This window comes from Vibrio sp. sp1 (assembly GCF_016920955.1).
GTDB classification, from domain to species: domain Bacteria; phylum Pseudomonadota; class Gammaproteobacteria; order Enterobacterales; family Vibrionaceae; genus Vibrio; species Vibrio alginolyticus.
The window spans coordinates 2,847,075-2,859,813 of sequence record NZ_CP060589.1 but is presented as its reverse complement, the minus strand read 5'-3'; the positions used below and the strand labels follow the sequence as shown (position 1 = coordinate 2,859,813).

Below are 12,739 nucleotides of genomic sequence, written 5' to 3'. Positions count from 1 at the left end.
ATCCTACTCTTTAAGAACCAACGGCAAACCAACAGCAACAAAGGTAACGCGATGGCAAACACTGGCTAGTTTTTGATTCATCCGTCCTGCATTATCCACAAAATAACGACTAACCGCCCCCAAAGGTACAATGCCCATTCCAACCTCGTTAGAGACGAATATTAACGTCGCATCTGAGCCACGCACCACCTGTATAAGCTTTTCAATTTCTGCTTCTAGCTTCTCATTGGAACATTCATCACCTAACTCAAATATCCAATTGTTGAGCCACAAGGTTAAACAATCGACCAATACAACATCGGTGGTAGCGAAATTTGTCAGTAACTCAGATAAATTAAGGGGGCATTCATGCTCTTGCCACTCGCCCCCGCGTTGCTTTTGATGATGCGCTATTCGCTCTCGCATTTCTTGGTCAAATGGCAGCGCGGTTGCAACATAGTGTAATGATCGATGAGAAGCGACCGATAATTGCTTAGCTGTTTTTTCTGCCAAATGCGACTTCCCAGAGCGCGCGCCACCGAGTATCAATTGCTTCATGAGGAGTGATACAACCCAATCATAGTGAGATAAATAAGCAGTTCCGACAACTGTTGCGCTGCGCCAAGGCAATCCCCCGTAAAGCCGCCAATTCTCTTGGTTAACCAACGTTTGAACATCAAACGAAATACCACGAGAACAAGCGATATCAAGATCGCATCCGCGATACCAAGCACAAGCAATGTTATGCCACCAGTAAACAACAAAATGGAGACTTCTAGAGAAGACTGGCGACTTGCTAGCGGTTTACTTTTCGACGTATCACTGTCACTGACATAAGGCATGTCATAAATAAGCGTCGCTGCTAGTGCTCGGCTTGCGGTGTAAGCGACGACAATGACCAACCAAAAGTGCGGCAAGTTAGCCAGTTCACTCCAAAAAACATACTTAGCTAATAACGCCATAATGAGAGTGGCGGCACCATAAGTGCCAATACGACTGTCTTTCATAATAGAGAGGCGTCGCTCTACGGTCATGCCACCGCCAATGCCATCCGCCATATCGGTCAAGCCGTCTTCGTGAAAAGCCCCAGTTAACAATAAGCTAAACACCATCGTTAATACTATGGCAACCGACTCTGGGAAAAAAATTGAGGTGAGCGAGAATACCAAAGCGCAAAGTGCTCCAAGCACGAGACCAACTAACGCAAAGTAACGGCCTGCCTGATTCATGCGTTCTTCACTGTAATGCAACGCTTGGGGCACGGGTAAGCGGCTAAAAAAACTGGTAGCTAATAGAAATAACTCCCACTGGTATCTTAACGATGACGGCATGACTTTCTCAGAATTATCAGGGACTGACACTAAACTGTAACTCCTGCACTCTCGAAGCTCGCCATTTTGTTGTAAAACTGGGCAGCAGCTTTTAACAGAGGCAAGGCAAGAGCGGCTCCTGTTCCCTCCCCTAGCCGTAAACCAAGGTCGAGCAGAGGTTCTGCTTTTAGATGTTCCAATACAAATTTATGTCCATTTTCTTCAGAGCGATGGGCAAACAACATGTATTCACGCGTTTCTTCGTCTAACAACGTCGCAATATAAGCCGCTACCGATACGATAAACCCATCCACTAAAACTGGAGTTTTAAGCCGCTTGGCTTCTAAAAAAGCGCCCACTATCTGTACGATTTCAAAGCCCCCAACCTGTGCGAGAATCGCTTTGGTATCAAGACCTCGACATCGGTTTACCCCCTGTGCTACCAGTTTATATTTGCGGCTCAACTGCTGTTGATTGATTCCGGTGCCAACGCCAACACAATAATCAATATCTAATGAGCTCAGTGCCGATAACAGTGCTGAGGCCGAACTGGTATTACCGATGCCCATCTCACCGAACATCAAGAGGTTTGAACCATGCAAAATGGTTTGCTCAGCAATCTTCGCACCATATTCTAAACCTAACGCCACTTGTTCTGGGGACATCGCTGATTGTTTAGAAAAATTAGCCGTACCGTTACCCAACCGTTGTTCAACCAAGTTGGGATGGGATTTAAATTCTGGAACCAGCACATCAATAGGAGCCAACATGCCGCAATCTATTACTTTGAGTTGAATGCCATTAATGTCGCAAAAACAGTTGATGGCTGCGCCGCCAGCGAGAAAGTTAGCCACCATTTGTTGAGTGACTTCGCTTGGCGCAATGCTCACACCCTCCTCTGCAACGCCGTGATCTCCAGCAAATACCAGCATGCTCGGTTTGCAGATAGCGATGGAATCAACTGGCTGAGGTTTATCCTGACTTTGATTAAGAGCTAACTGCAGTGCCACCTTTTCCAATAAGCCTAAAGAACCGACGGGTTTGGTTTTGTTATCTATGCGTGCTTGTATCTCCGCAGCAAAAGAGTCATCCATTTTTTACGTTCCTTTGATGTTGTCTGGGTGAGAGGTGTTCTGTTGTTCAAGAGGTCTTGTTCAGCGACAGTTTTTGCGCGCCCACTATTGTATACACTTGCATCCAATTGGGGCAGCGCTAATCAAGTTTATCTCAGGATAGTCTGCCGAGTTCGCAGAGCGTCTCACCTTTCTTGCACGAGATTATAAGTAACTCGTTGAAATCCGCTACAATAGCTTAGACTATGTTCCCATATAGGAGAAAAGATATGGATAACAACACCTGCGCAATCATCGCCGGTGCAACTGGCTTAGTAGGCTCAAAAGTCATTGCAAACCTCATAAATCAATCAGGTGTTGGAACATTATATTATCTTTCTCGCCGCCCACTCGATGGCGTCCTAGATGTGGACAACAAGCTTATTCCTCTCATTGATGCAGACCTTTCTATCCACCAATGGGATGAGAACCAACCAACACCAACCATCGGCTTTATCTGTTTAGGCACGACCCTTAAGCAAGCAGGCAGTAAGGATAATTTGCGTAGAGTAGATGTTGATCTGGTGTGTAAAGTCGCCCAACAAATGAAAACAATCGGAGTCAAACGCCTTGCGGTTGTTTCTAGCCTCGGTGCAAATAGTAAATCGCCATCCCATTACTTAGCTTGTAAAGGACAAATGGAACAACGAATCGAAGCTATGGATTTTGAGGAAATCGTATTTGTTCGCCCAGGCCCGCTTGTTGGTCAACGTCAAAGCCCAAGAATGGACGAGAAGTTAGTACAAACTCTGTTTAAGGTAATTCGCCCATTCATGCTTGGCAAACTGTCCAACTTTTTACCGATTCGAGCAGAAGATGTCGCCAAAGCGATGGTTTATCAACTTTTCAGTTATCAAGAAGACTCGGTGGTTTACTTACAAAGGAAAGAAATGCGTGACTTACTGCATCACTACGAATAACCATTTTGTACAATTAACGTGCTAATTCACGCTCTCACGCGACTTAGATCTCGTTTTTATATTCATTTTAGATCTAGCTAATACCCGTTTGTCATTTTTAAAGTTATATCACGAGCGTTATCTTACGCCCCATAAACAAATCCGTATAAAACCCCGTATAAAAAACAACCGCCATTTCGGCAGGTTGATAAGGTCAGATTATGAATTTTGCAGTGATAGCCTCTCTAGCCGTCTTTGTTGGCATATTGTTCTTTCTATTTAACCAACAACAAAAGAAACACACACTCTCTCGTCTCGTTTTAATCGGTCTTGTTACCGGTTCTCTTTTTGGTCTTGCTTTGCAACTCATTCACGGTGAAGGCAACAGCGCAATTGCTCAAACACTTGAATGGGTAGGCATTGTAGGCAGTGGCTACGTTGGTCTACTGAAAATGGTCATCATGCCACTGGTGTTGGTATCGATGATCTCTGCAGTTGTTAAATTGGAGAAAGGTGGATCATTAGGTAAAATTTCTGGCCTGACCATCTCTGTTCTTCTAGTAACGACTGCAATTGCTGCACTCATCGGTATCTTGGTGACAACAACATTTGGCCTTTCAGCAGAAGGTTTAACTGAAGGCGCGCGTGAAACCGCTCGTATCGCCGTTTTAGAAAGCCGTGCCGGTACAGTAAGTGACTTAACTATTCCTCAAATGCTAGTTAGCTTCATTCCAACCAACCCATTTGCTGATCTAACAGGTGCTCGCTCGACATCAATTATCGCTGTTGTGATTTTCGGCGTGTTAACTGGTATCGCCGCTCGTAAAGTGATGATGGAAAAAGCAGAGTTGGAATCACCGATTCGTACTTTCGTAGAAGCTGCTCAATCTATCGTTATGCGATTAGTGAAGATGATCATGGCCCTAACGCCATACGGCATCGCAGCACTGATGGCAAAAGTGGTAGCGACATCAAGCGCAGGCGACATCCTAAACCTACTTGGCTTTATTGTGGCGTCTTATGTTGCTATCGCACTGATGTTTGTTGTTCATGGCGTATTGGTCTCTTTTGTTGGCGTTAGCCCTGCGGAATACTTTAAGAAAATCTGGCCTGTACTGACCTTCGCGTTTACATCTCGTAGCTCAGCAGCAACAATTCCACTAAACGTAGAAGCGCAAATCACCAAGCTTAACGTACCACCAGCGATTGCAAACCTATCAGCATCGTTTGGTGCCACTATCGGCCAAAACGGCTGTGCGGGTATCTATCCTGCAATGCTTGCAGTGATGGTAGCTCCAACAATGGGTATCAACCCACTTGATCTACACTTTATCCTGTCATTGATTGCGATTATCACCATCAGCTCATTTGGTATTGCAGGTGTCGGCGGCGGTGCGACGTTTGCAGCCTTGATTGTTCTTCCTGCAATGGGCTTACCTGTGACCATCGCGGCACTGCTTATCTCTATTGAACCACTGATTGACATGGCACGTACCGCACTAAACGTTTCAGGCTCAATGACTGCGGGTACAATTGCTAGCCGAGTGCTGAAGTCACCAGAAAGTGAAGCAACATTGGAAGAAACACGAGCATAGAACTCAAATTCCTTCCAAAGCGATAAAACGTAAAATATCAAGCCGATGGTTCGCCATCGGCTTTTTTCATTTTCAAAAATTCAACTTGCATCTTTCGTTGCTAGTCAAGGCGTTGAATGGTCTAATACTGTCATCGGTTTTGTAAACGGTAAGCAGAATGCACCAAGATAATCAGCCCACTTTTTTCTTCTTTGATTATGAGACATGGGGAACCAACCCCGCGAAAGATCGCCCAAGCCAGTTTGCTGGTGCTCGTACAGATGAAAACTTTAATATCATCGGCGAGCCTTTAGTCATGTACTGTCAACCACCGGCTGATTATCTTCCGTCTCCTGAAGCTGCGCTTATTACTGGTATTACTCCGCAAAAAACGGTTCAAGAAGGCCTTTCTGAGCCAGAGTTTATCGCTAAGATTCACGCTGAACTCGCGAGACCAAATACCACCAGTTTAGGCTACAACAGCATTCGCTTTGATGACGAAGTGACCCGTTATACTTGTTATCGCAACTTCATCGATCCATACGCATGGAGTTGGCAAAACGGTAACTCGCGTTGGGATTTACTCGATGTACTACGCGCGTGCCATGCCCTTCGCCCAGAAGGCGTAGAATGGCCAGAAAACGAAGATGGCTTCACTAGCTTTAAATTAGAACATTTGTCCGTGGCTAACGGCATAGAACATAGTAACGCGCACGATGCGATGGCAGATGTGGTTGCGACTATCGAAATGGCAAAGAAAGTAAAAGCAGCGCAACCAAAATTGTTTGATTACTTTTTTTCTATGCGCCAAAAGCGCAAGCTCAATGATTTAGTCGACATCGTCAACATGACACCGTTGATGCACGTTTCAGGCATGCTAGGGCGCGAATGTCAGTACACTAGCTGGATTGTGCCTGTTGCTTGGCATCCAACCAATAATAACGCCGTTATCACCATCGATTTAGCGAAAGACCCTCAACCTATTCTTGAGCTATCCGCAGAAGAGCTGCACGAAAGACTCTACACGAAGCGCGAAGATCTTGGTGAATTGCTACCAGTGCCAGTTAAACTAGTTCATTTGAACAAATGCCCTATTCTCGCCCCTGCAAAAACGTTAACGGCTGAAAATGCGGAGTCTATTGGCATTGATCGCCAGCAATGTCTCGCCAATCTCGCTTTGTTGCGCCAACATCCTGAAATTAGAGAAAAGCTGATTAGCCTCTTTTCAGTCGAGCGCAAATTCGATAAAAGTGATGACGTCGATACACAACTTTACGACGGGTTCTTTTCTCCAGCCGATCGCGCAGCTATGGATATCATTCGCGAAACCGATCCGAATAATCTTGCTGCATTAGACATTGAATTTGATGACAAGCGTATTAAACCTCTATTGTTCCGCTATCGTGCGCGTAACTTCCCAGGCACACTAGACGAGCAAGAACAAAGACGCTGGGCACTACACTGTCGAGAAGTGTTTGAAAGCCAAATTGAAGAGTACATGCTGAATTTAGAAAACTTAGTTCACGAACATGAAAGTGACGAAAAGAAGATTGCGATATTAAAATCCGTGTACCGTTATGTAGAGAGCTTAGCTTCCTAACTCCTCCTAATACAAGCGCACCTTATGGTGTGCTTGTTGTTTATATACTGTCAAAATGATTAAAGAACGATTCTTACAACTGATCCAACTGCTCATTTCAATCTTCCTCATCATGGGAGCACTTGGCATCGGAATTACCATTCAAAAGTTCACTGGCGTTTCCGTTCCAGGAAGTGTCATCGGTATGCTCGTACTGTTTTTCTCCATGACTCTTGGGCTTGTAAAAGTCGACTGGGTCAAACCGGGCGCCACGCTATTTATCCGCTATATGATCTTATTGTTCGTTCCTATCAGCGTGGGATTAATGCAGCATTTCGACCTACTACTCGCCAATGCTCTCCCTATCATCGCTAGCGCGGTTGGCGGCTCACTCATTGTACTGGTCAGCCTCGCTTGGCTGCTGGATTACTTGCTACAGGAGAAACACTGATATGTGGTTAGTTGTTACCATTGCGGTTTTTCTTGTCGCGCGCCAAATCGCAATCAAAGTGAATAATCCTCTAGCAAATCCTTTGCTGATCAGTATTGCAGTGCTCATTCCTTTGCTTACTTACTTAAATGTACCGTTTGAAACGTATTATGCGGATAACGAAGGGATCAGTTTTTTACTTCAACCAGCCGTAGTTGCTCTAGCTTACCCGCTATATGAACAACTACCACAGATTAAAGCAAACTGGCGAATCATCACTTTTGCTTGCACAGTAGGCAGTGTGATGTCGATGATGACAACCACCTTGATCGCAGTCGCTTTCAAAGCAGATATCAGTTTAATCGCAAGTCTAGTGGGTAAATCCGTCACTACGCCAATAGCAATGGAAATTTCGAGTCACCTCGGTGGTGAAGCCGCCGTTGCGGCGATCTTGGTTCTGATTGTTGGTTTATTGGGCGCGATTTTGGCATACCCAATTTACAACTTAATTGGAATTAAACACCCGATTGCACGTGGTCTGACAATGGGTACAGTCTCTCATGCCTTAGGCACCGCTACTTGTGCAGAGAAACAGCCCATAGATGCCGCGTTCTCATCACTCGCATTGGTTTTATGTGGGATCATAACTTCTATTTTGGCTCCAAGCTTTTTTGCTTTGGCTGTCTGGCTATATCAATAGTTAAGCGCTCTCGGTCTGCCCTCCTTCCGGCAGACCGTAGCCTTTCCGCTTCTTCCTTACCCTTTTCAAAACCCTATCTTATCTAGCAACCTCACCCAGTAATATCGTGAAGGGACTTGATCGAGATATACATTCATAGCATTAGCATTCTAGCTGCTACCACTCGCTCTAGATTACGTAGGTATAAAGTAGCATAGCGGTAAAAGTCGCGTTGGTAACATACTCCTGCTCCTTGGTCATATGAATATATACTGATATGGTTAATTGTGAGACGGAGATAACGCTTCACACCTGTGCAATCGAATACATGTGTGAGCTCACTCTAATTATGTAACAGAATTATCAATTGCATTATTTATCGTGATCTAACGCACGGAACATTTCTATCTTTCACATAGAATAACTGTCCATGCAATAACAAGGATTCAACATGAAAAGTCGCATTGAACAGGCGCTAGCAGGCGCTCCAGAAGCACTTTCCAAACAACTTGCTCCTATCATCCAAGCTGATGATTTTGATGCTACGCTTTCAGTTCAACAATTTGAGCAGTTGCTTTCAGCTACCGGTCTATCAGACAAAGAGCTTCGTGTTGCGCTACTTCCTTTTGCCGCAGCGTACTCCTATGCTCCCCTTTCTGACTTTTATGTCGGCGCTATCGTTCGTGGTCTTTCAGGTCGCCTTTACTTCGGTGCCAACATGGAATTCTTTGGTGTACAGTTGGGTCAAACGGTTCACGCAGAGCAGTCTGCGATTAGCCATGCTTGGATGAAAGGCGAACGTGGTGTTAAGGATATCACTATCAACTTCAGCCCATGTGGTCACTGCCGCCAGTTCATGAATGAGTTATCTACCGCAAACGAGCTTAAAATCCAGCTCCCAGAACGCGAAGAAAAGTCACTTCATGAATACCTGCCTGAAGCCTTTGGACCAAACGATCTCGGTATCGAGTCCGGCTTAATGGCAGAAGTTAAACACCAATTCTCATGTGATGATGAAGACGCACTCATCCAAAGTGCAGTTGAAGCGATGAACATGAGCCACTCTCCATACACCAACAACTTGAGTGGTTTAGCATTAGAGATGACTAGCGGCCGTGTATTCCAAGGCGCTTATGCAGAAAATGCAGCGTTCAATCCTAGCTTGCCGCCATTACAAGTTGCGCTAATCCAAGTTTTACTTGCGGGTGAAACCTTTGACAGCATCAAAGCCGCTGCATTGGTAGAGAACTCAGAAGGTAAGATCAGTCATTTAGCCGATACGCAATCAACGTTAGAAGCGTTGAATCCAGATATTCCGCTTAGTTTTGTCAACGTATAAACGACAAATTCAACAAAAAGCTCTACAACATGTAGAGCTTTTTTATTACCTAAAAACCAAAAGCAAACGTTTGCTTTGTCATAAAACTTCAGTATGATCTCCTGCAATTTCTGTCTCATCACTCTATTTTGTAAGGGAACACTATGTTTGGCACTGCAACTAGCGCAAATGCTACCCGTGTATTACTTTTAGGCTCTGGCGAACTCGGTAAAGAAGTCGCCATTGAATGCCAGAGACTTGGTTTAGAAGTGATTGCTTGTGATCGCTATGCCAATGCTCCAGCGATGCAAGTCGCTCACCGTAGTTATGTTATCGACATGTTAGATGGGAACGCCTTAGAAGAAGTTATTGCGAAGGAACAACCTACTTACGTCGTACCAGAAATTGAAGCCATCGCAACCGGCAAACTGGTAGAGCTTGAAGAAAAAGGACTGAATGTTGTTCCAACCGCTAAGGCAACCAGGCTAACAATGAATCGTGAAGGTATCCGACGTTTGGCAGCAGAAGAACTGGAATTGACGACTTCACCTTATCGTTTTGCAGATAATTTTGAAGACTTCAAAGCCGCGGTTGAGCATGTGGGTATTCCGTGCGTGGTGAAGCCTGTGATGAGCTCTTCCGGTAAAGGGCAAAGTGTTATCAAGACCGAAGACGACGTTACAAAAGCATGGGATTACGCTCAGGAAGGCGGACGTACGGGTGCAGGTCGCGTTATCGTGGAAGGTTTTATCGACTTCGATTACGAAATCACTTTATTGACCATCAGAGCCGTTGACGGTGTGCATTTCTGTGCTCCAATTGGTCATCGTCAGGAAGATGGCGACTACCGCGAATCATGGCAACCGCAAGCTATGTCAGAAAACGCAGTAAAAGCAGCTGAATACACGGCTGAGAAAGTGGTAAACGCGCTCGGTGGCTACGGCATCTTTGGTGTAGAGCTGTTTGTCAAAGGTGATAAAGTCATTTTCAATGAGGTCTCTCCTCGCCCTCACGATACGGGTATGGTTACAATGATTTCGCAGGAAATGTCTGAGTTTGCTCTCCACGTGCGCGCGTTTACCGGAATGCCAATTAATAATATTGTGCAATATGGCCCATCTGCGTCTGCTGTTATTCTTGGACAAGGGACTTCCACAAACATTCGCTTTGAAAACCTAAGCAAAGCTTTAGCTCAACCTCAAACACAAGTTCGTCTATTCGGTAAGCCAGAAATCGATGGTCGCCGCCGTTTAGGTGTTGTCCTTACGCGACGAAAAACCACCGAAGAAGCCGTTCAAGATGCTGTTGAAAGTGCTTCAAAAGTGAATATCATTTATTAAATACGAACCACTCATACAAAAATAGCGCAGCTCAAATTGCTGCGCTATTTCGTGTTCCAAACCGAAGAGAGCCTATTCACTCTTGATTAAGTACACTTCTTCAGAGAAGCGACTTAAGCCTTTTTTCGCAATTTTAGGATGATTCTCGTCAGCTTCATCTACGTTCAAACAAGTAACTTTGTAACCTGAAAATAACTGCTCTATCTCTTCGACCGGCACGCTAAATGGAGGCCCCGCCATCTCTTCTTGAGGATAGTTGAGTGTGACAAGCAAAATACGACCGCCTGGGTTCAGCAGTTGCTTGAGACGCTCTACATACTCCTCTCGCATATCTTGCGGTAAAGCAACCAACGCGGCGCGATCATAAATGATATCGGCTTGAGATACTGGTGCAGTGAAAAAGTCCCCAGTATAAATAGAGAGCTCATCAAATTGATAAAGCTCGTGCATGCCATTAATAGGCGTTACCGTTGGCGTGTAAAAATGTTCAGCAAAAAAGGCACGCACAGCAATATGGCTTAGCTCAACGCCTTCAACCGAATCATGCTTCATCGCTAGCCAAATCAAGTCTTCTGACTTTCCACATAAAGGAACTAACACTTTATCTTCACGCTTTGGATTAGTGTGTTTCCAATATACTGGTAATAGCGGGTTTACATCTTCCAAGTGAAATCCGATCTGATTGCTGGCCCATTTGTTATGCCAAAATTCTTGGTCTCTCATTTTACTTTCTACTTGTCGGCTGTTTTCATTTTGAGAGGTAAGACTAACGTTTTTTTTCAATTTGTCTATGCCGTTCATCTTTGGTTAATACTGCGGTGATAGGATGTAATCGGTCTCATAGGAGACGCGCCTTTATCTGATAATCAGAATAAAGAAAAGAGAAATGGTGATCTAACGCATGATTCTACTTCAAGATAAAACTGAAACCTTGGAATCTTTCGTAATGGCCCCATTTATAAGTTAGTACCTGATTTGCCGAACTTAGCGACCTTTATGTTCCCTATTTTCTAAGTACAAGCAAGTTAAGGAGAGTGAATGAGCTTATTTCTTCGTACTACAGCATTGATGCTTTTGGTACTTAGCCGTGCACCGGCATTTGCCGCACTTCCAATTACCCCTGCGCCTAATGGCGAACAAAATCGTTCAACCAGCCAAAACGAAGTTTGTTCGAAACTTTTTAAACACAGCCTTAGCGGTTTATATGGCATTCAGTCAATCGACACCACACCAACTCAGCCATATTCTGACTTCGACATCCTTTACAGCAAAGCTCACCAAGCACAATTTGAACTTGAAACTATCTGTAAGAGTACCGCACTTCTTAATGACGCTCAGCCATACTTCGCAGGCGTGAAATCCAAACAACGAGCAGAAGAAAAGATAGCTTTAGAGTTAGATGGGAAAGTTGAACGTATTACTGACCTAGCACGTGCAACGATTGTAGCTGAAGACGTCGCGAGCTTAGTCTCCATTTATGAAACGTTAGAGCGTGAAACAACGATTGTGAAAGTAAAAAATCGATTCAAAAAACCTGGCCCTTCAGGATATAGAGACTTGAACTTGCTCGTTCGTTTACCAAAAACAAACCTAGTAGCCGAAGTTCAACTGCACTTGAAAGCAATCGCAGATGTAAAAAGCGGTCCCGAACACGACCTATACGAAAAAATCCAGAAACTAGAACGTCAAGCGATGTTGGAAAAACGTGAGCTAAGCGAAATAGAGCTTGCCTCTATTCGCAACATGCGTACACAGTCTAAGAACTTGTACCAACAAGCATGGCAACCATACTTAACAACGCATCTAGAAGCGGCGTAACCGATATCATTAAGCGTCTCTCATAAACAGAAAAACCACCGCATGGCGGTGGTTTTCATTTGTATGCACACGAATTTTACGCAAAAAAAGACCACGCCTTAGCGTGATCCATTTATTCGGCTTACTGTACTTTCTTCAGGTTTTCTACACGAGCTTTTAACTTCTGACCCGGGCGAAAAGTCACTACACGTCGAGCAGTAATTGGAATATCTTCACCAGTTTTCGGGTTACGACCAGGTCGTTCATTCTTGTCACGAAGATCAAAGTTACCAAAACCTGACAGTTTTACCTGTTCGCCACTTTCCAGTGCCTTACGAATCTCTTCAAAGAACACTTCCACCGTTTCCTTGGCGTCCCGCTTACTAAATCCTAATTTATCAAACAGGTTTTCTGCCAGTTCGGCTTTTGTGAGCGCCATAAAACTTTCCTCAAAGCTATGTTAAACAATGCTACGTTAGTGTAGCGCCAGAGCAGTTTTACCCTACCAATTCAACAACATATCGGGGTTACATCAGGAAGTGTATGACAAGCTTATGATTTTCGCCAACTTTTTTCTTGGCGAACAAAAGGAATAGCACTACGTAAATTATTGTTAAACGCCAGAAATTTGATATTTTTGTTTTTGTTTCATCTTTATCAGGAAAAATATCCAGATTATAAAACTAAAAGTAGTTTAAATATCAACATTAAACACTATTTAA

Annotated in this window: 13 protein-coding genes; 8 read left to right on the top strand and 5 right to left on the bottom strand. The window is 44.3% G+C overall.

The window, feature by feature from the left end; all coding sequences use genetic code 11:
• Positions 1 to 3: 3 nt before the first annotated feature.
• The 3 genes from cobU to cobT are packed head-to-tail and all read right to left on the bottom strand — an operon-like array spanning position 4 to position 2,383.
• Positions 4 to 537, bottom strand: a complete 534-nt coding sequence (gene cobU, locus H9L11_RS13365) for a bifunctional adenosylcobinamide kinase/adenosylcobinamide-phosphate guanylyltransferase (RefSeq protein ID WP_017820879.1) — start codon at positions 535 to 537, stop codon at positions 4 to 6.
• On the bottom strand, positions 534 to 1,310 hold the full coding sequence (locus H9L11_RS13360) for an adenosylcobinamide-GDP ribazoletransferase (protein ID WP_031777196.1): 777 nt from the start codon (positions 1,308 to 1,310) through the stop codon (positions 534 to 536). The genes cobU and H9L11_RS13360 overlap by 4 nt, the downstream gene beginning before the upstream one ends.
• Before the next feature lie 29 nt (positions 1,311 to 1,339).
• The gene (gene cobT / locus H9L11_RS13355) at positions 1,340 to 2,383 is read right to left on the bottom strand and encodes a nicotinate-nucleotide--dimethylbenzimidazole phosphoribosyltransferase (protein WP_205390826.1); all 1,044 of its coding nucleotides are present in this window, start codon (positions 2,381 to 2,383) and stop codon (positions 1,340 to 1,342) included.
• Between the two features lie 248 nt (positions 2,384 to 2,631).
• On the opposite strand from cobT, the gene H9L11_RS13350 reads away from it, so the two are divergent.
• The 7 genes from H9L11_RS13350 to purT all read left to right on the top strand — a co-directional run bounded on the left by H9L11_RS13350 (position 2,632) and on the right by purT (position 10,220).
• Positions 2,632 to 3,321: an NAD(P)H-binding protein gene (locus H9L11_RS13350; RefSeq protein ID WP_017820877.1), complete on the top strand. Its 690-nt coding sequence runs from the start codon at positions 2,632 to 2,634 to the stop codon at positions 3,319 to 3,321.
• 200 nt (positions 3,322 to 3,521) lie between these two features.
• On the top strand, positions 3,522 to 4,895 hold the full coding sequence (locus tag H9L11_RS13345) for an L-cystine transporter (protein WP_005377885.1): 1,374 nt from the start codon (positions 3,522 to 3,524) through the stop codon (positions 4,893 to 4,895).
• A 157-nt stretch (positions 4,896 to 5,052) separates the two neighbouring features.
• Positions 5,053 to 6,474, top strand: a complete 1,422-nt coding sequence (gene sbcB, locus H9L11_RS13340) for an exodeoxyribonuclease I (protein WP_005377886.1) — start codon at positions 5,053 to 5,055, stop codon at positions 6,472 to 6,474.
• Between the two features lie 55 nt (positions 6,475 to 6,529).
• Positions 6,530 to 6,904, top strand: a complete 375-nt coding sequence (locus H9L11_RS13335; RefSeq protein ID WP_005377887.1) for a CidA/LrgA family protein — start codon at positions 6,530 to 6,532, stop codon at positions 6,902 to 6,904.
• 1 nt (position 6,905) lies between these two features.
• Positions 6,906 to 7,583, top strand: coding sequence for an LrgB family protein (locus H9L11_RS13330; RefSeq protein WP_005377888.1), 678 nt, complete (start codon positions 6,906 to 6,908; stop codon positions 7,581 to 7,583).
• A 430-nt stretch (positions 7,584 to 8,013) separates the two neighbouring features.
• The gene (gene cdd / locus H9L11_RS13325) at positions 8,014 to 8,901 is read left to right on the top strand and encodes a cytidine deaminase (protein WP_005377892.1); all 888 of its coding nucleotides are present in this window, start codon (positions 8,014 to 8,016) and stop codon (positions 8,899 to 8,901) included.
• Positions 8,902 to 9,044: 143 nt separating this feature from the next.
• On the top strand, positions 9,045 to 10,220 hold the full coding sequence (gene purT / locus H9L11_RS13320; protein WP_005377894.1) for a formate-dependent phosphoribosylglycinamide formyltransferase: 1,176 nt from the start codon (positions 9,045 to 9,047) through the stop codon (positions 10,218 to 10,220).
• A gap of 72 nt (positions 10,221 to 10,292) precedes the next feature.
• On the opposite strand, the gene H9L11_RS13315 is transcribed toward purT, so the two are convergent.
• Entirely contained in the window at positions 10,293 to 10,943 is a 651-nt protein-coding gene (locus H9L11_RS13315; protein ID WP_205390825.1) for a thiopurine S-methyltransferase, read from the bottom strand.
• Positions 10,944 to 11,258: 315 nt separating this feature from the next.
• Here H9L11_RS13315 and H9L11_RS13310 point away from each other — a divergent pair, with 315 nt between their 5' ends.
• The gene (locus H9L11_RS13310) at positions 11,259 to 12,038 is read left to right on the top strand and encodes a phosphoribosylglycinamide formyltransferase (RefSeq protein WP_005377897.1); all 780 of its coding nucleotides are present in this window, start codon (positions 11,259 to 11,261) and stop codon (positions 12,036 to 12,038) included.
• A 121-nt stretch (positions 12,039 to 12,159) separates the two neighbouring features.
• Here the strand turns inward: H9L11_RS13310 and ihfA are convergent, their stop codons facing one another.
• On the bottom strand, positions 12,160 to 12,456 hold the full coding sequence (ihfA, locus tag H9L11_RS13305) for an integration host factor subunit alpha (protein WP_005377899.1): 297 nt from the start codon (positions 12,454 to 12,456) through the stop codon (positions 12,160 to 12,162).
• Positions 12,457 to 12,739: the final 283 nt, after the last annotated feature.